This is a genomic window from Hyphomicrobium denitrificans 1NES1 (assembly GCF_000230975.2).
GTDB classification, from domain to species: Bacteria; Pseudomonadota; Alphaproteobacteria; order Rhizobiales; family Hyphomicrobiaceae; genus Hyphomicrobium_B; species Hyphomicrobium_B denitrificans_A.
Genome location: NC_021172.1, coordinates 1,426,335 through 1,446,006 on the forward strand (window position 1 = coordinate 1,426,335; position 19,672 = coordinate 1,446,006).

The 19,672-nt window shown below is 60.5% G+C and carries 16 protein-coding genes; 7 read left to right on the plus strand and 9 right to left on the minus strand.

Annotation, left to right across the window (positions count from 1 at the left end; translation table 11 throughout):
* Positions 1 to 128: 128 nt before the first annotated feature.
* The gene (locus tag HYPDE_RS06735) at positions 129 to 821 is read left to right on the plus strand and encodes a DUF2750 domain-containing protein (RefSeq protein ID WP_015597658.1); all 693 of its coding nucleotides are present in this window, start codon (positions 129 to 131) and stop codon (positions 819 to 821) included.
* Between the two features lie 141 nt (positions 822 to 962).
* Positions 963 to 2,495, plus strand: a complete 1,533-nt coding sequence (locus tag HYPDE_RS06740; protein ID WP_015597659.1) for an acyl-CoA carboxylase subunit beta — start codon at positions 963 to 965, stop codon at positions 2,493 to 2,495.
* 93 nt (positions 2,496 to 2,588) lie between these two features.
* Here HYPDE_RS06740 and HYPDE_RS06745 read toward each other — a convergent pair whose 3' ends face one another.
* The 5 genes from HYPDE_RS06745 to HYPDE_RS06765 all read right to left on the minus strand — a co-directional run bounded on the left by HYPDE_RS06745 (position 2,589) and on the right by HYPDE_RS06765 (position 8,729).
* Positions 2,589 to 2,885, minus strand: a complete 297-nt coding sequence (locus HYPDE_RS06745; protein WP_015597660.1) for a MoaD/ThiS family protein — start codon at positions 2,883 to 2,885, stop codon at positions 2,589 to 2,591.
* 7 nt (positions 2,886 to 2,892) lie between these two features.
* Positions 2,893 to 4,008, minus strand: a complete 1,116-nt coding sequence (locus tag HYPDE_RS06750; protein ID WP_015597661.1) for a WD40/YVTN/BNR-like repeat-containing protein — start codon at positions 4,006 to 4,008, stop codon at positions 2,893 to 2,895.
* 483 nt (positions 4,009 to 4,491) lie between these two features.
* Positions 4,492 to 5,841: a cytochrome P450 gene (locus tag HYPDE_RS06755; protein WP_015597662.1), complete on the minus strand. Its 1,350-nt coding sequence runs from the start codon at positions 5,839 to 5,841 to the stop codon at positions 4,492 to 4,494.
* 171 nt (positions 5,842 to 6,012) lie between these two features.
* On the minus strand, positions 6,013 to 6,891 hold the full coding sequence (locus HYPDE_RS06760) for an NAD(P)-dependent oxidoreductase (protein WP_015597663.1): 879 nt from the start codon (positions 6,889 to 6,891) through the stop codon (positions 6,013 to 6,015).
* A gap of 17 nt (positions 6,892 to 6,908) precedes the next feature.
* Positions 6,909 to 8,729, minus strand: coding sequence for a chloride channel protein (locus HYPDE_RS06765; RefSeq protein ID WP_041320111.1), 1,821 nt, complete (start codon positions 8,727 to 8,729; stop codon positions 6,909 to 6,911).
* 262 nt (positions 8,730 to 8,991) lie between these two features.
* Between HYPDE_RS06765 and HYPDE_RS06770 the strand changes: the two genes are divergently transcribed.
* Positions 8,992 to 9,705 carry an MgtC/SapB family protein gene (locus HYPDE_RS06770; protein WP_015597665.1) on the plus strand — a complete coding sequence of 238 codons (714 nt, stop codon included), beginning with the start codon at positions 8,992 to 8,994 and terminating at the stop codon, positions 9,703 to 9,705.
* A gap of 88 nt (positions 9,706 to 9,793) precedes the next feature.
* Complete coding sequence (locus tag HYPDE_RS06775) at positions 9,794 to 11,110, plus strand: MFS transporter (RefSeq protein ID WP_015597666.1); 1,317 nt, start codon at positions 9,794 to 9,796, stop codon at positions 11,108 to 11,110.
* Positions 11,111 to 11,126: 16 nt separating this feature from the next.
* On the opposite strand, the gene HYPDE_RS06780 is transcribed toward HYPDE_RS06775, so the two are convergent.
* On the minus strand, positions 11,127 to 13,520 hold the full coding sequence (locus HYPDE_RS06780; RefSeq protein ID WP_015597667.1) for a heavy metal translocating P-type ATPase: 2,394 nt from the start codon (positions 13,518 to 13,520) through the stop codon (positions 11,127 to 11,129).
* An 81-nt stretch (positions 13,521 to 13,601) separates the two neighbouring features.
* Between HYPDE_RS06780 and HYPDE_RS06785 the strand changes: the two genes are divergently transcribed.
* Together HYPDE_RS06785 and HYPDE_RS06790 are read left to right on the plus strand one after the other, a co-directional pair.
* Positions 13,602 to 13,877, plus strand: coding sequence for a metal-sensitive transcriptional regulator (locus HYPDE_RS06785; RefSeq protein ID WP_015597668.1), 276 nt, complete (start codon positions 13,602 to 13,604; stop codon positions 13,875 to 13,877).
* Between the two features lie 163 nt (positions 13,878 to 14,040).
* Positions 14,041 to 15,012 carry a L,D-transpeptidase gene (locus HYPDE_RS06790; RefSeq protein WP_015597669.1) on the plus strand — a complete coding sequence of 324 codons (972 nt, stop codon included), beginning with the start codon at positions 14,041 to 14,043 and terminating at the stop codon, positions 15,010 to 15,012.
* Positions 15,013 to 15,033: 21 nt separating this feature from the next.
* Here the strand turns inward: HYPDE_RS06790 and HYPDE_RS06795 are convergent, their stop codons facing one another.
* The 3 genes from HYPDE_RS06795 to HYPDE_RS06805 form a co-directional block, all read right to left on the minus strand.
* Positions 15,034 to 15,912, minus strand: coding sequence for an LssY C-terminal domain-containing protein (locus HYPDE_RS06795; protein WP_015597670.1), 879 nt, complete (start codon positions 15,910 to 15,912; stop codon positions 15,034 to 15,036).
* 203 nt (positions 15,913 to 16,115) lie between these two features.
* Positions 16,116 to 16,385: a hypothetical protein gene (locus tag HYPDE_RS06800; protein WP_041320965.1), complete on the minus strand. Its 270-nt coding sequence runs from the start codon at positions 16,383 to 16,385 to the stop codon at positions 16,116 to 16,118.
* 94 nt (positions 16,386 to 16,479) lie between these two features.
* On the minus strand, positions 16,480 to 17,193 hold the full coding sequence (locus HYPDE_RS06805; RefSeq protein ID WP_244437793.1) for a CAP domain-containing protein: 714 nt from the start codon (positions 17,191 to 17,193) through the stop codon (positions 16,480 to 16,482).
* Between the two features lie 164 nt (positions 17,194 to 17,357).
* On the opposite strand from HYPDE_RS06805, the gene parC reads away from it, so the two are divergent.
* Complete coding sequence (gene parC, locus HYPDE_RS06810) at positions 17,358 to 19,607, plus strand: DNA topoisomerase IV subunit A (RefSeq protein WP_015597673.1); 2,250 nt, start codon at positions 17,358 to 17,360, stop codon at positions 19,605 to 19,607.
* Positions 19,608 to 19,672: the final 65 nt, after the last annotated feature.

Consider the following 19,672-nt stretch of genomic DNA (forward strand, 5'->3'; position numbering starts at 1 on the left):
CAAACATTGAGATAAAAAACGATTAGCTGGACATCGTTCTTTTGCTTCCTGGGCTTTGCCGTCTTGCTCTCACAACATAGTTTGCCTCACACTTGAGGCAACTGATTCGCAGAAGCGTAGGCTGATCGATGCTGCACAGGCCGCGCATTCCGGAACTTGCGCAACGCGACCGGTTTATTCGCCGGGCGGTGAGCGAAGGGCGTGTGCTGACATTCGCCGATGAGGAAACCGCTTCCGTTCCGTCACAGAAGGTACGGGGCAGGACGGTTCAGCTTTTCTGGTCTAGCCCGATCGAGGCGACACGGTGGGCTGAAGCGCTTGCGGGCAATAACGAGCTGCAGGACATCGCTCTTGCGACCTTCGCCGCCGAGATCCTGCCCGGTATTGCCAAGGCCAAGGGATTTGCGGGCACCGATTGGGTGTCCGATCCGATCGAAGCCGAGGTCGATCCCCTCGATCTGCAGATCCGCCTAAAGACGGAGGCGATCCCCTACTATGCCGCTGCTGCGCGTATTCGGGGCGAAGTCTTTCTCGTCGGCGACGAATCCGGGCCGATACTGACGCCGGCTGGACCGTGGGCGCCTGCGGGAGACCTTCTGCATATATTCGCAGCGCGAGCCGAGGCCGAACGCCACCTGAAGCAGGCGGGCGGCAAGCGCGTCATTACCGATCCGATCATCGACTTCGTCGGCGTGACCCTGTCCTGGGCGGCGACGCGCGCCCGCGCCGTCGCCATCGAGCCGATCGCGGGGGCGGGTTTTATCGAGGTTAAGATTGGTGAGTTCGGGCGCCAACTTGCCGCGGCACAAACGTCGGCGTAAACGGCACATCCGGCGGCTTTCGGTTATTAATGATCCGTCCCAATGCGGCCTGCCGGCCGCGCATTTCTCAACATTTGCGCTCTCCCGAGGCCGTGCTAGAGAGCCAGCGCATTTATCACGGCAAGGCAGGGTGGCAGGTTCATGAAAGACATCATCGGGGAGCTCGAGACGCGGCGCGCCAATGCTCGCCTGGGGGGCGGCCAGGCTCGCATCAACTCGCAGCACCAGAAGGGCAAGTTGACGGCGCGCGAACGGATCGAGCTGCTGATGGATGAAGGCTCGTTCGAGGAGTTCGACATGTTCGTCGAGCACCGCTGCACCGAGTTCGGCATGGAAAAGACGAAGGTGCCGGGCGATGGCGTCGTGACCGGGTGGGGCACGATCAACGGCCGCACAGTCTATGTCTTTGCCAAGGACTTCACGGTGATGGGCGGTTCCTTGAGCGAAACGCACGCCAAGAAGATCACCAAGATCCAGGACATGGCGCTCAAAAACCGTACGCCGATCATCGGCCTGTTCGACGCGGGCGGCGCGCGTATCCAGGAAGGCGTCGACGCGCTCGGCGGGTATGGCGAGGTTTTTCAGCGCAACGTGCTTGCCTCCGGCGTCATTCCGCAGATCTCGGTCATCATGGGGCCGTGCGCGGGCGGCGACGTCTACTCCCCTGCGATGACCGATTTCATCTTCATGGTCAAAGACACGAGCTATATGTTCGTGACCGGTCCGGACGTCGTGAAGACGGTGACGAACGAAACAGTGACGGCGGAGGAGCTTGGCGGCGCCAAGGTCCACACGACGAAATCGTCGATCGCAGACCGGGCCTACGAGAACGACGTCGAGGCGCTGCTGCAGATGCGGCGCCTGATGGATTTCCTGCCGTCGAGCAACAAGACCGGCGTCCCGGAAATTCCGACGGAGGATAAGCCCGAGCGCATCGATCGTTCGCTCGACACGCTCATTCCGGACAATCCGAACAAGCCTTACGACATCAAGGAGCTGATCCTCAAGGTCGTCGACGAAGCCGACTTTTTCGAGATTCAGGAAGCGTTCGCGAAGAACATCGTGACCGGTTTCGCGCGCATGGAAGGCCGCACCGTCGGTATCGTTGCGAACCAGCCGATGGTGCTCGCGGGCGTGCTCGACAGCGATGCGTCGCGGAAGGCGGCGCGCTTCGTGCGGTTTTGCGACTGCTTCGATATTCCGATCATCACCTTCGTCGATGTGCCGGGCTTCCTGCCGGGCACGGCGCAGGAATACGGCGGCCTCATCAAGCACGGCGCGAAACTCTTATTCGCTTACGCCGAGGCGACGGTACCGAAAGTCACGGTCATCACGCGCAAAGCCTATGGAGGTGCTTACGATGTGATGAGCTCGAAGCACATTCGCGGCGATGTGAACTATGCGTGGCCGACGGCAGAAATCGCGGTCATGGGTGCGAAAGGCGCCGCCGAGATTCTCTATCGCTCCGAGCTTGGCGATCCCAAAAAGATCGAAGCGCGGATCGAAGAATACAAGAACCGGTTTGCGAACCCGTTCGTTGCCGCCGAGCGCGGCTATATCGACGAAGTGATTAAGCCGTCAACGACGCGCAAGCGTCTCTGCCGTGCGCTCAACATGCTGCGCAACAAGACGCTCGAAAACCCCTGGAAGAAGCACGACAATATTCCTCTATGATTGGCGGCCGCTTCCGACTCCGCTTCGCGAAGCCGGCCGGAAGCGGCCGTCGTTCCTCCCACAGACGCGTAAGCGGTTCGCGCGGTGATGGCCTCATCCGCCTGCGAGCGCGCCCACGATCAGGAACGGCTGCGAGCCAGTCGCGATCGCATCAGGAAGCGGCGCGTCGGGTGCGTCGTGAGATAGATCGCGCTGGCAGGCGAAGAACCTCACGAACGGCCGTCGCTTTTGTGTTCCGTGATCGCGAATGGCGCCGCGCAAAACCGGATAGGCGTTCTCCAACGCGTCGAGAAGCGATTGCTGCGTGAGGGGGCCGTCGACGGAGAGCGCCACCTCTCCCTTGACGTTGGCGTGCATCCGAAGGTGAGCAGGTAGCACGACGCGTATCATATCCGACCTACCGCAGAGTTTGAGCTTCGACCGAGAGCACCGGCGGGAGATCGCGGACGATTGCCGTCCAGTTGTCGCCGGCATCGCAGGAGGCATACACCTGCCCGCCCGTCGTCCCGAAATATATACCGCAGGAGTCGAGCGTATCGACAGACATGGCATCGCGCAGCACGTTCACGTAGCAGTTCGATTGCGGCAGACCGTTCGTCAGGGCTTCCCATTCCTGACCGCCTGTGCGGCTACGCCAGACCTGCAACTGGCCATCGGTCGGAAAGTGCTCTGAATCGCTTTTGATCGGCACGACATAGATCGTCTCTGGTTCGTGCGCGTGGACGTCGATTACGAAGCCGAAGTCCGTCGGCAGGTTGCCGCTGACCTCGTGCCAGGAATTGCCGCCGTCGTCGCTGCGCATCACGTCCCAGTGCTTCTGCATGAACAGGACGTTCGGGCGCGTGGCGTGCATGGCGAGCCGATGGACGCAATGGCCGACCTCAGCATGTGGATCGGGAATGTGCTCCGATTTCAGGCCGCGATTGATCGGCTGCCAGGTTTCGCCGCCATCTTCAGTTCGGAACGCACCGGCAGCGGAAATCGCTATGAACATGCGCTTTGGATCGGATGGGTCGATGAGGATCGTGTGAAGGCACATGCCCCCGGCACCCGGTTGCCAATGTGCTCCCGATCCGTGGCCGCGAAGTCCGGGCAACTCATGCCAGGATTTTCCGCCGTCAACCGACCGGAAGAGGGCGGCATCCTCGACACCGGCGAATACAGTCTCGGCGTCCGTCAGTGACGGCTCGAGATGCCAGACGCGTTTGAATTCCCAGGGATGCGGCGTGCCGTCGTACCACTGGTGCGTCCCGGGAACGCCGTCATAGGCGAATGTGTTGTCGACGGGCTGCCACGTCTTACCGCCATCGTCGGATCTTTGGATTTGCTGGCCGAACCAGCTGCTCGATTGCGAGGCGTAAATCCGGTTTGTATCGATGGGCGAAGCTTTCACATGATAGATTTCCCAGCCCGCGAAATGGGGCCCGCTGATGTCCCACCTTCTTCGCGCTTCATCCGATGTCAGAATGAAAGCGCCCTTCCTGGTTCCGACCAATAACCGCACGCCAGCCATTGTCGCCTCCCTGTTGGCTCAATCAAACACTAGTGGCAGGTGAGGTTCCAGTTCCATCACGCCCTGCCGCTTACAAGGACGCTCTCACTAGCGCAGTTCCGACATACTCCGAGGAAAAAGGCCGGTTTAGGGAGATGTTGAGCCTAAGCGCTTTTTCGATAGTCGCGGACGAGAACCCGATTGCGCTGCGGTGTGTCTGAAGTTGGCCCATACCCGCCGGGCGCCGCCCGTAAGACTTTGTGAAGCATACCTGGTTTGGGATGTGTACGGATCAAATGTCTTAAGCCGTGTGTAACCCCGCATGGGCATACACCGGCGCGAGATCAGCAAGTGCCACTCTATGGAATGCGTTCCGCCGGAGCTGCTATGCAGGTTCAGTCGGGCGAAATCTCATAGAGCATGGTCGTTTTCCGCGGATTCCTACGGGATACCCAATGTTGAACGAAACGCCTCTCCATCCCTGACCTTCAGAGTCGGACGGTTTCACCGGCGTTCTAGCGTTGCCGGCATGCCGTATTTCGGCGGCAGCGTGATTTGCGGCTTGATGTCGATCACCGCGTCCGGAGAAAGCGTGAATTTGTATTTCTGTCCGACCGTCGAGAGAATGATCGCAGCTTCCATCAGCGCGAAATGACTGCCGATGCAGATCCGTTGGCCGCCGCCGAATGGATAGTAGACAAACTTCGGAAGGCGTGCGGCAAGGCCATTGAGCCAGCGCTCCGGCGAGAAGCGCTCAGGCTCGGCAAAATATTTTGGGTCGCGGTGGTTGACCCACTGGCTCATCAACACGGTGTAGCCACGCTTGACGCGGTAGCCGCCGAGTTCGAGATCCGTCGTCGCTTCGCGGCCGATGACGTAGACCGGCGGGTAGAGCCGCATCGCCTCGTTGATGACTGCGGCGGTGTAGGGAAGGGCCGTAAGATCGCTTGGGGTCGGGGCACGGCCACTGAGCACGCGTTGCCATTCCTCGACGAGCTTTTTCTCGATCGCCGGATGCTGCGAGAGCAAGTACCAGCTCCAAGTCAACGTCAAAGCGGTCGTCTCGTGCCCCGCGAGGTAAAGGGTCATGGCTTCGTCGCGAAGCTGCTGATCGCTCATGCCCGTGCCGTCGTCGTGCTGCGCAGCGATCATCGTTGAAAGCAAATCGCTGCCGCGAGGCCGAGCGCGCCCGGCTGCGATGAATCCATCGACGACATGACGCACATCCGTCAGCGCGCGGTTCAGCCGGATGTTAGTGGGCGTCGGCAGCCAAAGCGGCCATTGAAACGGCATGTCGAGGCGCGCGGTCAAGAGATCGAAGACCTGACGCAGGCTTTCGTCGATGCGCTCGCGATCGCCTTGGTCGTCGAGGCCGAACAGCGTCTTGAGAGCAATGGCGCTGGTCAGCGAACTGAATTCGAATTCGAGATTGACGGATTTTCCGGTGTGCCATTTCGCAAGCATGGCTTCGGCGAGGTTCGCCATCACCGGTGCGTAGGATTGCACTTGGGCTTTCAGGAATGCCGGCTGCAGCAATCGCCGCTGACGCAGCCAGAAATCGCCCTCGCTGGTCACGAGCCCGTTGCCGAGCACAGGTTTGAACGTGCGCGCCCCGAAATGCTTGATGTAGCATTTTGCATCCGTCACGAGAACCTGATGGATGAGGTCGGGATCGCTTGCCAAAAACAGACGCCAACGTCCGATGCGAAAACTGGCAAGCGGCCCGTAGGTGCGGGCGAGATCGAGGAAGAAATCGACGCGGCGCGGCCCGACCTGCCCGAGGTTGCCGCCGATCAGGCTGCCCTTCGGGCCGGGCGGCAAACCGTGCCGCGAAACGATGACTGCTTTGCTCATGATGCAGCACCGCAAAAAAACTTCAGTGACAGTATGTAAATAATAGCAAAACGGAAATGACAGGAACGATTGAAAATTTGTTCGGTGCCCTGGTCAGAATGATACGCGTAGCGAGAAGGTCCCCGAAAATACTCTGTCCATCGCAGGCGCGTAAGAGGTGAATTGCGGCCGCTATTTGGTGCCCGCATCTTTGGCCGCCAATCCGGCTATGGCCGACCAATCGAGATTTTCCCCACCATTGGCGAGCAGTGTCAGATAGCGATCGCGCAGAAGGCTCGCGAGGGGAAGCGGTACCCGAAGGTCGTCGCCCGCTGCGAGCGCGAGGCGAACGTCCTTCAATCCTAGAGGCGCGGCGAATCCGGCAGGTTCGAATTTCGCATCGGCGATCAGGCTTCCATACGTCTTGTAAACAGGCGCGCCGAACAGCGTCGATGTCAAGATTTCGAGATACTGGTGCTTATCGATTCCCGCCTTCCCGACGAGCGCCATCGCTTCGCCAAGAGACTCGATGACGGATGCGATCAGGAAGTTGCCGCTGAGCTTGATGATGTTGGCAGCGGAGGCGTTTTCCGAAACTGTGAACGTCCTTTGCCCTATGGCATCGAAGACCGGCATGACGGTTTTGACCGCGTCGGGCGCACCAGCGGCAACGACGAACAGCTTGGCAGCGGCTGCAGCTTCAGGTCGTCCGAAAACAGGCGCCGCGACGTAGCGCTGGCCCTTGCGCGCGTGGTCGGCCGCCAGGCGCGTCGAGAGAGCGACGCTGATCGTGCTCGACGAAATATGGATCGCGCTCTTCGATAAGCTCGCGAGCACGCCTCCATCTCCGTAGACTGTGTCTTCGACCGCGGCGTCGTTTGCAAGCATCGTGATGACGGCTTCGCCGCGGCAGGCGTCGGCAGGGCGATTTGCAACTTTGGCACCCTCAGATACGAGTGCTTCAGCCTTTGCGCGCGTTCGATTGTAGACGGTCAGCTCGTGTCCGGCCTTGAGAATGTTCGCCGCGATTCCGGAGCCCATTTGCCCCAAGCCGATAAGTCCGATCTGCATGCTCACCGTTTCTCCGACTAGGGTTGAGAGCCGAACATCTCCTGTTGCCGCGCCTCGAGTTCCTGGCGATAGCGACGCAGCGCGAAGGCTTCGGTAATGAGGCCGAGGACGCGTTTTGTATTTTTGTCGTCTACGACCACGAGCAATTCCGTTTCTCGGCTTTCGAACAGGGGCATCAAGCGATCGAAACGCGTCTGAGCCTCGATCCAGGACTCCTTCTGGATAACCACGTGCTCGAGCGTCAGTTCGTCGGCGGCGCTATTCTGTGCTGCCGTCTCGGCGTGGACACTCGCAACATCGACCAACCCGACGAATGCGCCCTCGCCGTCGATCGCTGCAACATACTTGGTCGCTCCAACAGGAAAGCGCTCGCGGAAGTCAGAAAGCCGCATCGTGGCCGGAGCGACGGCGATATCCCGGCGCATCAGATTGCGGGCTGTCGTCTGGCGGACCCAGCCGATGTCCCCGCCGCTCAAAATGGCTTCGCCCCTGAGATGGAAGCGCCACGTCGCAAAGGAATAGCCAAAGACCTGGCGGACGGTCAGCGTCGCGGCGATAACGCCTAACAGCACCGGGCCGACAACGGAGAAGTCACCCGTCACTTCGATCGCAAGCAGAGCCATCGTCATCGGAGCTCCGATTACGGCCGCGCCGAAGCTCGCCATGCCGACGAGGCTCATCATGTCGGCATCCGTCGCGACGAAATATCCGGTGTTCTCTCCGATCTGTCCGGCAATCGTCCCGGTGACTGTTCCGAGAAAGAGTGAGGTCGAAAAGAGTCCGCCTCTGAAGCCTGAGCCGAGCGAGAGCGCGGAAGCGACAATTTTCGCGATGAGGACGACAACGAGCGTGATCAACGGCCAGCTTCCATGGATCATCAGTGTCATCGCATCGTGGCCTGAGCCCAGAACATGCGGAACCGACATTGCGATAATGCCGACCAGGAAGCCGCCGATGCACGGGCGCAGAGCGGTGCGTACGCCGCTCTGATGAAAGAGATGCTCCGTTGTCGTCACGCCGCGCATCAGGACGACGGAGAGAAGTCCACAAACGACACCGAGCGCAATTGCCGGCAGAGCATGCGCATCGTTGCTCAATTCGAACGTCTCGACCGGCAGGCGATAAGAGTGTCCGAACATCGCGTGCGCGGTGATCGTGCCGACGACGGCCGCGACGACCACGGGTGCCAGGTTCGCAACCGTGTAGGCGCCGACGATAAGCTCGAATCCATAGGCTGCGCCCGCGAACGGCGCTCCGAATGCGCCCGCGATGCCGCCCGCCGCGCCTGCGCCGACAAGCATGCGTACATCATGACGGCGGCGGTGCAGGAGCTGACCGAACTTCGATCCGATGGCCCCGGCTGCCTGCGTAAAGCCGCCTTCGATCCCGAGCGATAGGCCGAAGCCGCTTGAAAGCAGCGACTGGATCGTGACGTAAGCGCTGTCGGTCAGAGACATGCGTCCGCCGAGAAGAGCGTTGGCCTCGATCGGGTCGACGACGGGTTGATGCCGTCCGCGCCGATGGCGATACCAGTACGTTGCGCCGACGCACAGACCGCCGACCGTCAGCACCAGCAGCATGCGCTCAAGCGGCAAATTTGCGATCGAGCTCAACTTCTCTTTTGCATCGAGTACAAACAAAACACGCTGCATGGCATGTGACAGGTAAACCATCAGCGCGGCGACGCAGCCGCTCAATGCGCCAACGCAGGCTCCCGCCAAGACGAGCACAAAAACATCGTCACGCAACGACTTGCGCAGCCTGACGCGAAAGAGATACGCGACGGCGACCGCCCATCTCCAGGCTCTAATTCGGTGCTTGGCTGGCTTGGTCGACATCGGGGGCGAGGGTTTCAGAAAAACGAGCGAGCAGAAGCAGTCGAGGGGGCGGAACGGTTGCGGGCGGGACGAGCCGGCGCACGACCTCTGTGCAAAGTCATACCGCATCCAGCACGCCGTGTGCTGCCGTTCCACCCGCGGGTGATATGCTGTACATGCCCGATCAAGTATGAACCTCGATATAACGCGGCGACGCAATGCGTTTACGCACAGGCAAGAGGTTAATCTTGGTATTTTGGACGCCTGCCTGGAGTCTTCAAAGATGGATATGCCCCTGCACCCGAGCTCGATGGATATCGCCTTCCGGCTTATTTTGACGGTTCTTGCCGGGGCGGCCATCGGAATCAACCGGGAAGCAGGCGGCCATAGCGCGGGGTTCCGGACCACGGTGCTGGTCGGCGTTGCCGCGGCCCTCTCCATGATCCTGGCAAATCTCCTGCTCGGTACCTATGGCAAGACGCCCGAACTGTTTGCCACCATGGATCCAATGCGCCTGCCGCTCGGGATTCTGACCGGTATGGGCTTTATCGGCGGCGGAGCGATCCTGAAACAGGGAACTCTCATTTCTGGCGTTACAACTGCCGCAACGCTTTGGGCGATGACAGTCGTCGGCCTTTGCTTCGGCGGTGGGCAATTGCTGCTCGGGGCAGCCGGCGCTGCTCTCATCCTGTTTACGCTCATCGGATTTAAGTGGATCGACTTACGGATTACTCGACAGCAGCGTGCACGGGTCGTCATTGCCGGGGCCGCCGAAACCCCATCCGTTGCTGAAGTTTATGAAACTTTGCATGCATCGGGATATCGAGTGAACTTCCTGCGGGAAACGAACGCCGCCGACGGCCATCCCAAGCTGACGATCTTCGAGATCCGCTGGGAGCAGCCTGAGATCGCCGGGCCTCCGCTCACGCTCATGAAACTGCTCAAGGGAAAATACGACGTGCAGTCGTTCGAGATCGTCGTCGAGGGAATGCATTGAGCACGCGTCGATCGCTGTTGGGCCGCGTCCTATTTTAATTATGATCATAATATATTGAGCTGTTCCCATGGTACATGCGGGAAGTCACATGACAGGCGTTTCGTCGCCGTTAGCTGCCTCTCTCTTGCGAAGAAATATTCATTACGGTTGGGTCGTCGCGGCTGTCACGTTCCTGACGATGCTGGTGACGGCCGGAACCGTTGGCGCGCCCGGCGTGTTCATCGTTCCGCTCGAGCAGGAATTCGGCTGGAAGGCTTCCGAGATTTCCTCGGCACTTGCCGTACGCTTTTTGCTTTACGGGCTGATCGGCCCGTTCGCCGCCGTTCTGATGAATCGCTTTGGCGTTCGCCGCATCGTGCTAACGGCACTCGCGATCATCGCGACGACGCTCGTTGCATCGTTGGCGATGACCGAAGTCTGGCAGCTCGTATTGTTGTGGGGCATTGGCCTCGGCATCGGAACAGGTCTCACTGCAATGGTTCTCGGCGCCACGGTGGCGACACGGTGGTTTTCCGAGCGGCGCGGGCTTGCAATGGGGCTTCTGTCAGCGAGCACGGCGACGGGCCAACTCGTGTTCCTGCCGCTGCTCGCCAAGCTGACGGAGGCCTACGGCTGGCGCACGGCGCTTTGTTTTGTCTGCGCGATGTTGATCCTTGCGGCGCTGCTCGTACTGCTTCTGATGCGCAATCGGCCGTCCGACATTGGCCTCGCACCTTATGGCACAACGGAAGTCGTTCCTGAGCCTCCACACAGCGGCGGCCTCGGAACGCTTCTTGCGTCGCCGGTTCTCGTGCTGAAGGATGCTATGAAAAGTGCCGCTTTTTGGGTCCTGTTCGGCACGTTTTTCATCTGTGGGCTCAGCACCAGCGGTCTGATCCAGACGCACTTCATCGCACTCTGCGGCGATTTCGGCTTAGCGCCGGTCAAGGCCGCGAGCGTCCTTGCGATGATGGGTGTCTTCGACTTCTTCGGCACGATTGGATCGGGGTGGCTGTCCGACCGCTTCGACAATCGTTGGCTGCTGTTCTGGTATTATGGCTTGCGCGGGCTGTCGCTCATCTATCTGCCGTTCACGGATTTCACGTTCTACGGTTTGTCGTTGTTCGCGATGTTCTATGGCCTCGACTGGATTGCGACCGTGCCGCCGACGGTAAAGCTGACGTCTCGTTACTTTGGGGCCGAGCGGACAAATGTTGTGTTCGGCTGGATCTTCGCAGGCCACCAGTTCGGTGCTGCGGTTGCAGCCTATGGCGCCGGCCTGACCCGCACGGAATGGTCGACGTATCTGCCCGCGTTTTTCGTAGCGGGCGCCGCCTGTGTCGCCGCGGCGCTGCTCGCGCTGTCACTCGGCAGATCGGAAACGGCTCCCGCACGCGCAGCCACATTCGAGCCTGATCCAGTCTGAGGGTCGCAAACGGCCCTCAGCCGATGTCGGTATGGCGAAGCCGCAAGGCGTTGGCGATGACGCTGACGGACGATAGCGACATCGCGGCCGCAGCAATGATCGGCGATAGCAACAGCCCGAAAGCCGGATAGAGAACGCCTGCCGCAATCGGCACACCGGCCGCGTTATAGATGAACGCGAAGAACAGGTTCTGCCGGATGTTGGCCATCGTCGCTTCCGAGAGACGACGTGCTCGCGCGATACCTTCGAGATCGCCCTTCAAGAGCGTGATGCCGGCGCTTTCGATGGCGACATCGGTTCCGGTTCCCATCGCGATGCCGACGTCGGCCGCTGCCAGCGCGGGTGCATCGTTGACGCCGTCGCCGGCCATCGCAACGGCATGTCCATCGCGGCGCAAATCGCGAACGATCTTTGCCTTGTCTTCGGGCAAGACGTCGGCTTTGACGTCCGATATGCCGAGCTTCGCCGCGACGCCCTTGGCTGTCGTTACATTATCGCCGGTCAACATGACGACGTGGACGCGGCTTTCTCCAAGCTTGCGAAGCGCCGATGCCGTTGTCGCCTTGATCGGATCGGCGACAGCCACGACGCCCGCCGCCTTGCCGTCGAGACCGATGTAGACGGCGGTCGCGCCGTCGGTTCGCAGATGCTCGACTTCATCGTCGAAGGCAGCGGTGTCGATGCCGGTATCCGCCATAATCCGGCGGTTGCCGACGACGACACGATGTCCGTCGATCACGCCCGAGACGCCTTTGCCGGACGGCGCGTCGAAATCCGTGACCGATGCGAGCGCGATGTTTCGCTCCTTGGCTGCCGCAACGATGGCGGCTCCGAGAGGGTGCTCGCTTGCGTGTTCGAGGCTTGCTGCAAACTTCAAGAGATCGGTTTCGCTGACAAACGAAGCCGCGCGCACGGCCGTCACCCTCGGCTTGCCTTCGGTCAGCGTACCGGTCTTGTCGATGACGAGCGTATCGATCTTCTCCATGCGTTCGAGCGCTTCGGCGCTTTTGATCAGGACGCCCGATTGCGCGCCGCGTCCGACGCCGACCATGATCGACATCGGCGTCGCAAGACCGAGCGCACATGGGCAGGCGATGATCAGTACGGATACCGCCGCGATCAGGGCATACGAGAAGCGCGGTTCGGGTCCGAACGTGGCCCAGGCAACGAACGCCAGCGCTGAGACCGCGATGACGAGCGGCACGAACCAGCTCGAGACCTGATCGGCGAGGCGCTGGATCGGTGCGCGGCTGCGCTGTGCTTCTGCAACCATTTGAACGATGTGCGCCAGCATCGTGTCACGGCCGACGCCGGTAGCGCGCATGACGAGAGTGCCGCTGCCGTTGATCGTTCCGCCGATAAGCTTCGCGCCGGTTGTCTTGCTGACGGGGAGGGATTCACCCGTCACCATCGACTCATCGACGGAGCTTTTGCCGTCGATCACTTCGCCATCGACCGGGATGCTCTCGCCGGGGCGCACGCGCAAGCGGTCACCGACAGAAACGGCGCCGACCTCGATTTCCTGTTCGCTGTCGTTGTTTGTCAAGCGACGCGCGGTTTTTGGCGCCAAGTTGAGGAGTGCGCGAATGGCGCCGCCGGTCTGCTCGCGAGCCCTCAATTCCAGAACCTGGCCAACCAGGACAAGCACGGTGATGACTGCGGCAGCTTCGAAATAGACGGGAACGGCGCCGTCGTCGCCGCGAAGGGCCGGCGGAAAAACGTCCGGCAGAAGGGTCGCAACAACGCTGTAAACCCACGCGACGCCGGTGCCGAGCGCGATCAGCGTGAACATGTTGAGGTTGCGCGTTTGAATCGATTTCCAGCCGCGCTCGAAGAAGGGCCAGCCGGCCCAGAGCACGACCGGTGTCGCAAGAATGAGTTGCACCCAGTTCGAGACGGTCGCGCTGATCAGGTGGTGCAGTCCGAAGAGATGGCTGCCCATCTCCAGAATGAAAACGGGGACTGTCAATGCCAACCCGATCCAGAGGCGACGCGACATGTCGGCGAGTTCGGGATTGGGTTTGGCGTCGGCTGTGACGACCTCAGGTTCAAGCGCCATGCCGCAGATCGGGCAGGCGCCAGGGCCAACCTGCCGAATTTGAGGGTGCATCGGGCAGGTGTAGATCGTGCCTTCCGGCATCGGTTCGGCCGAAGCCTCCGCCGGGTTCAGGTATTTCGCAGGATCGGCAAGGAACTTCGCGCGGCATCCGGCTGCGCAGAAGTAGTACGTGCGCCCGGCGTGCTCGGCGCGATGCTTTGCAGTGTGCGGATCGACGTCCATTCCGCACACGGGGTCTTTCGCCATGTGCTCATGCTTGGCCGGCACCGCTTCGGGATGGTGGCCGCAGCAGCTTTTGCCATTCTGCGCGTGTCCGGCGTGTCCGCCCGGTCCGGTACGATCCGCTGCCATTACGAGTTCCGTATGCTCGATACCCCACGAGGGTATCTTCCAAGTTTGACACGTATACCCCCGTTGGGTATAAGTCAAGGTATGCACAAACAGATGAAAGCAGCGTGCCTGAAACGCCTGAACCGGATCGAGGGACAGGTGCGCGGCCTCGCCAAGATGGTCGAGGACGATCGCTATTGCATTGATGTCGTAACGCAGATTTCCGCCGTGCGCGCCGCGCTGCGTCGCGTGGAAGAGGAAGTGCTGCGCGATCATGTCGCTCATTGCGTCGAGCATGCAATCGCGAGCGGCAACGCGTCGGATCAACGCCGCAAGGTCGCCGAGCTGATGGACGTGCTGGCGCGGTCATCGCGCTAAATGATTGCGCGCGCCGCGTGTATTCAATTCGGTAATGTCGCAGGCAAGGCTATGCCATCGATTTGCCACGCGAAAGACGCGTTCGCGCGCAACATAGGCGCGACGGAACGATAAGCTCACGGCGTTGTTGTCAGCTCTGTCGGAACGACTGTCGCGGGGTCCCATGAAAACGCTCATCGCTGCTGTTGCTGCACTATGTGTGTCGACGACGTGGTCAACGCTTGCATCGGCGCAACAGTGGGACCCGTGGGGCGGCGGGCGCGCGCAAGTCTATCCTGACGACCGATATGGCGATCAGGGCGACGATCGTGTTTACGACGATAGCCGATACAGCAGTCCGCGCGTCTACGATCGGTTCGATAATAACGACGATCGCCGCTATGACCCGCGTTACAACGGTGGGCCTGACTACAGCGACCGGCGTGAGGACCGTTACGGTGACCGCCGATACGGCGATCGCGATGACTATGGTGCCTGGGACGCCGCACCGCCCCCGGATGAAGAACAGCAGCTGAGCAAGGCTCCCGGCACGAACGGCGGAGACAGACCTTACATTCGCCCGGTCGCGCCGCCCGTCGTGGCATTCAGCGGGCCTTATGCTCCGGGATCGATCGTTATCGATACGAGCAAGCGCAAACTCTATTATGTGTTGAGCACGACCTCGGCCTATGCCTATCCAATCGGCGTGGGCCGGCAGGGCTTTGGCTGGACGGGCAAGGAGAAGATATCGCGCATTGCCGATTGGCCCGACTGGTATCCGCCGGCCGACATGCGCAAACGGAAACCGGAACTTCCGACGCGGATGCTTGGCGGAATCCGCAATCCGCTCGGAGCCAAGGCAATCTATCTCGGCAATACGCTCTATCGCATTCACGGCACCAATGAGCCGAAATCGATCGGCAAAGCGGAGTCCTCGGGCTGTTTCCGCATGTTGAACGAAAATGTCCTGCATCTAGCATCGCTCGTGCGCGTCGGCACCGAGGTCACGGTCGTCCGTTCGCTCGACGGCAAGGTCGCGTCTGCGGCGAGCCCGAAAGCAACGAAGGCGAAGGCGGTCGACAAAGAACGGCCGCAGCGCTTCGAAGCGCGCGGCGACGACTACGACGACCCGTACTTCTATGAGCCTTGGCGATAGTCAAAGCTGACGCCGCAAGTCCTATTTCTGGTCCACAGGCGGGCCGTCTGTGGCTTGCTGGGGGCGGTGTTCGCGCGGATTAGAACTCGTGATCGCAAGTTCGGCTACAGCGATTTCGCCATCTGTAATGTAATGATTGACGCGCTCGAGATTGTCGCCGGGCTTAAAAAACGTCGCGTGGCGGATCGAGCCGCAGCGGGTCAGTTCGTTGATTACGAAGTCTCGCTCGGCGTTGGTATCTGAATCCGTGGCGTGCGTGAGTTGGAACGTCAGCCACGTGAGCGAGAAGCCGGTATCACGCGTGCCGGCGCCAACCCAAAGAACACGTTGGTGATCCTGCTCGCCGGCAGCATTGAGCTGGGCGTCACGGGCGTTCGTATTCGCATGCGCGCTTGCATCGTTTTGTGCCCAGAAGCGAACGTGATGGCGCTTGCGAGGACTATCGCCGATCGCCCTCTGAAAGCCGATATCCTGACCTCGTCCAAATAGGTAAAGGGTGCTGAATGGCGCCGCAGGGTAGGGTCTGTTCAGGACGAAGGCCCGCGCCATGTGCCACGAACTGGCGAGAGTCAACGGTTCAGCTTCAATCCATCCCGCCTTGGCAAAGGCGCCGCGGAGTTGATCAAGTGTGCCGACGAGCGCGAGATTGATGGTATCACCCGGAAGACCATCTCCAGTGACGGTAAAACGCGGCACGTGGTTACGCTGAAGGATTTTAAGTCCAGCGCGGACTGCGCGCGGAAGGATGACATAGGCCGCTATGGCGTAAGTCAGGCTAAGCGCCAATATCGGAGGCGCCCTGTGGTCGACGAACTTGAAAACGTCCACGATCAGCCAAATGCTGAAAACGCCGAGCGCGATAATCATCAAGCGCTGTATCAGGCGAACGATTGTTCTCACGGATTGCCCTATGCGCCGCTAGAAACAAGGCCGACTTGGAAAGTTCAACGCCGATGTTAGCACGCTGGAATATGCCAACAACGGCCGGGCTCGCTCCGAGGGCGGCAAAATCGGCGCTTGGGACGCGATCGATCATTTGAACGCTGGAAATAAAAAGCCGCCCGTCGTTGCGGGCGACTCTCTAGCGCGGCAAGAACCAATTATTATTTGGTCTCGGAATTTTCGGACGGCTGCTTTGGTACGTTCACGTCGACACCAGGAGCCTGGACGCGCGTGCCGCTCTCATCTTTCTCGACGCGCGTGAAAGGCGCCTCAACCTTCGTTTCTCCGGTTGCCTTGTTTGTCTCGATGCGTACCGCCGGGCTGTCGACCAAGACTTCCGATTGCGAGCGCTGGTAGACATATACGCCACCGACGACGAGGGCGGAGAGCACAACGACCAATGCGATGCTGCCAAGTCTGGTGCGATCCATTTTGGGACCTCGTTTGCTGACAATACTGGACAGCAGAACGTCTTTCGGCAGTGGAATGTTCCGATTTGCGAATTTAGCGGGCATTTCCAAGCCATCAGCGCGGTTTGGCATGGGCTCCGATATCGACCGTAATCGTGCCGCTTGCGCCGCTTTTTAAGGTGTAACGCTTGCCGTCTTCTGCCCGGATGCGTGCGATCTCGCTTGCGGAGGAAAAGAAACCGGCAGGTTTTGAGAACGTAATTTCGCCTGCACCGCACGTGCTTTGCGTGATCGTCATCCGTGGCTTCAAATCGTGTGTCTTGCCCGCGAACGCATATGTGACGCTCGCAGCCGATGCGTTGACGACCTCGAATTTGACGCCGTCGCTCGCTGGGCGGCCGAACAGCTCGACGGATATGAATTTCGGAACAGGATCGGAGGATCGCGCGACACCGACACCGATCTCGGTCGCGGACGCCATCAGGATATTGGCGCGATGCGGGGCCGAGTTCATCCAGCCGGCGACCGCCTGCATTGCGAGTTGGCCGGTATCGAAGCCTTGGCTGCTCCGATCCAGCGCGAGATTCTCGGCAATTGCGCAGGGCTTATATCCTGCGCTTTCCGCGCGTTGGCCTGCGTCGCGGCCGTCGGCGGTGTGGGAAAACTGACCGGTGCGCGCCAGGCGTTGGGCGTAGGCACGGGCGGCCTTCTCGAGCATCGCGTTGATTTTCAGCGTGGACAAGTTCTGATCACGACGAACCTGATTGGTCATTTCGACGATATGCAATTCAACCTTGGGTAAATCCGGCGCCAGCGCTGCCATCCGCATCGGTCCTGTTCGTGGCAAATCAGTCTGTTGGCGAATGATGCTCCGGCCGTGACATCGGCGCATCGCCCGCGGGCTTGCGCCCAAATAGCACGGTTTTCATAAAGCGGCAGAGCGTGCCTTTGGCGGGCTTGAGAGCACCGGTGCCGCGCTGTAGGGATGGCCCCATGACGACAAAACCGATTCTTCCGGGCGACGGCCCGATCGAGCCCGTCGAGTTCCGTACCGCCCTTGAAGAGCGGTACCTCGCGTATGCGCTCTCGACGATCATGAACCGTGCGCTGCCCGACGTGCGCGACGGTCTGAAGCCCGTACACAGGCGCATCCTCTATGCGATGCGCGAGCTGAGGCTCAACCCGGAAGGCGGTTACATCAAGTGCGCGAAAATCGTCGGCGAGGTGATGGGCGATTATCACCCGCACGGTAACCAGGCGATCTACGACGCGCTGGCGCGTCTCGCGCAGGATTTCGCCGTGCGATATCCGCTCGTCGACGGGCAGGGCAACTTCGGCAATATCGACGGCGATAATCCGGCCGCCGAACGTTACACCGAAGCGCGCATGACGGAGACGGCGGCGCTCATCCTCGAAGGCATCGACGAGGATACGGTCGAGTTTCGTCCGAACTACGATGGGCGCGTCGAGGAGCCGGTGGTGCTGCCATCGGCGTTTCCTAACCTGCTGGCGAACGGTGCCTCGGGCATCGCGGTCGGCATGGCGACGAACATTCCGCCGCATAACGTCGATGAGCTTTGCGCGGCACTGCTGCACCTCATCAAGCACCCGAATGCGACGATCGAAAAGCTTGTCGAGATGGTGCCGGGGCCCGACTTTCCGACGGGTGGTGTCATCGTCGAGCCGCGCGATGCGATTCTCGATGCCTACAAGACGGGGCGCGGAGGTTTTCGCGTCAGAGCCCGATGGAGCAAGGAAGATACCGGCCGCGGCGGCTATCAGATCGTCGTAACCGAAATTCCCTACGGCGTCCAGAAAGCCAAGCTCGTCGAGAAGATCGCCGAGCTGATGAGCGAGAAGAAGCTGCCGTTTCTCGGCGACGTTCGCGATGAGAGCGCCGAAGAAATCCGTCTCGTGCTGGAGCCCAAAAGCCGCACGGTCGATCCGGTGCTGCTGATGGAGAGTCTGTTCCGCGCCTCGGAGCTCGAAGTTCGCGTCGGCCTCAATATGAACGTGCTGTCGGCGGGGCAGGTGCCGAACGTGCTCGATCTGAGGGACGTGCTCTGGCAATGGCTCGAGCATCGGATCGAGGTGCTCGTTCGCCGTTCGACGCATCGCCTGAAGAAGATCGAGCATCGACTTGAAGTGCTCGACGGCTATCTGATCGCGTACCTCAACATCGATGAGGTCATCCGGATCATTCGCCGTGAAGACGATCCGAAGGCGAAGCTGATCGCGAAATTTAAGCTCAGCGATGTGCAGGCCGAAGCCATTCTCAATCTTCGGCTGCGGTCGCTGTCGAAGCTCGAAGAGGTCGAGATTCGCTCCGAGCACGACAAGCTTTCGAAAGAGCGGCGTGAGCTGAAGCAGCTTTTGAAATCGGAAGAGCTGCAGTGGGAGCACATCGCCGACGAGGTCAAGGCAACACGCGAGACGTACTCGAAAAAGACTGCAATCGGTCGCCGTCGCTCGACGTTTGCCGATGCGCCGGAGGTCGAGGTCGATCTTGCCGCGGCGTTGGTCGAAAAAGAGCCAATAACCGTCATTCTATCGGAGAAGGGCTGGGTTCGCGCGCTCAAGGGGCATCAGGACGATCTGTCGAAGCTCGATTTCAAGCAGGGCGATGCGTTGAAGTGGGCAATCAAAGCTTCCACGACCGACAAGCTTGTGCTGCTTACGACGAACGGCAGGTTCTTTACGCTTGAAGCCAGCGCGCTGCCGGGCGGTCGAGGGCATGGCGAGCCGGTTCGTCTGATGATCGATCTCGAAGAGAACCACGACATCGTCGAAGTGTTTGTGCACGATCCTTCGCGCAAGCTGATTGTGGCTTCGACAGCCGGCTATGGCTTTATTGTGCCGGAAGAGGAAGTCATCGCGTCGACGCGCAAGGGCAAGCAGATACTGAACGTGTCGGAGCCGGATGAAGCGCGCGTCTGCGTGCCGGCCGAAGGCGATTACGTTGCCACCGTCGGCGAAAACCGCAAACTGCTCATATTCAAGGTCGACGAGGTTAACGAGATGACGCGCGGCAAGGGTGTCATCCTGCAGCGCTTCAAGGACGGTGGCCTTTCCGACATCCGTGTTTTCAAGAAATCGGACGGCTTGACCTGGTTCGATAGCGCTGGGCGGGAATTCACGCTCGCGTGGAGTGAATTGTGCGAGTGGGTTGGCGAACGTGCGCAGGCCGGGCGCGTTGTTCCGCGCGGCTTCCCGCGCTCGAACTCCTTCGGGCCACGGTTTTAATCGAACGTGTTGATCGGCGGCGCTTGTCGCGGCAGCTGAGCACGGCTACGACCTTGTCCCATGGG

Excerpts from the sequence above, each read along its gene's own strand:
- HYPDE_RS06735 (WP_015597658.1), top strand. The coding sequence starts at position 129 with ATGCTGCACAGGCCGCGCATTCCGGAACTTGCGCAACGCGACCGGTTT.
- HYPDE_RS06740 (WP_015597659.1), top strand. The coding sequence starts at position 963 with ATGAAAGACATCATCGGGGAGCTCGAGACGCGGCGCGCCAATGCTCGC.
- HYPDE_RS06745 (WP_015597660.1), bottom strand. The coding sequence starts at position 2,885 with ATGATACGCGTCGTGCTACCTGCTCACCTTCGGATGCACGCCAACGTC.
- HYPDE_RS06750 (WP_015597661.1), bottom strand. The coding sequence starts at position 4,008 with ATGGCTGGCGTGCGGTTATTGGTCGGAACCAGGAAGGGCGCTTTCATT.
- HYPDE_RS06755 (WP_015597662.1), bottom strand. The coding sequence starts at position 5,841 with ATGAGCAAAGCAGTCATCGTTTCGCGGCACGGTTTGCCGCCCGGCCCG.
- HYPDE_RS06760 (WP_015597663.1), bottom strand. The coding sequence starts at position 6,891 with ATGCAGATCGGACTTATCGGCTTGGGGCAAATGGGCTCCGGAATCGCG.
- HYPDE_RS06765 (WP_041320111.1), bottom strand. The coding sequence starts at position 8,729 with ATGTCGACCAAGCCAGCCAAGCACCGAATTAGAGCCTGGAGATGGGCG.
- HYPDE_RS06770 (WP_015597665.1), top strand. The coding sequence starts at position 8,992 with ATGGATATGCCCCTGCACCCGAGCTCGATGGATATCGCCTTCCGGCTT.
- HYPDE_RS06775 (WP_015597666.1), top strand. The coding sequence starts at position 9,794 with ATGACAGGCGTTTCGTCGCCGTTAGCTGCCTCTCTCTTGCGAAGAAAT.
- HYPDE_RS06780 (WP_015597667.1), bottom strand. The coding sequence starts at position 13,520 with ATGGCAGCGGATCGTACCGGACCGGGCGGACACGCCGGACACGCGCAG.
- HYPDE_RS06785 (WP_015597668.1), top strand. The coding sequence starts at position 13,602 with ATGCACAAACAGATGAAAGCAGCGTGCCTGAAACGCCTGAACCGGATC.
- HYPDE_RS06790 (WP_015597669.1), top strand. The coding sequence starts at position 14,041 with ATGAAAACGCTCATCGCTGCTGTTGCTGCACTATGTGTGTCGACGACG.
- HYPDE_RS06800 (WP_041320965.1), bottom strand. The coding sequence starts at position 16,385 with ATGGATCGCACCAGACTTGGCAGCATCGCATTGGTCGTTGTGCTCTCC.
- HYPDE_RS06805 (WP_244437793.1), bottom strand. The coding sequence starts at position 17,193 with ATGCGGATGGCAGCGCTGGCGCCGGATTTACCCAAGGTTGAATTGCAT.
- parC (WP_015597673.1), top strand. The coding sequence starts at position 17,358 with ATGACGACAAAACCGATTCTTCCGGGCGACGGCCCGATCGAGCCCGTC.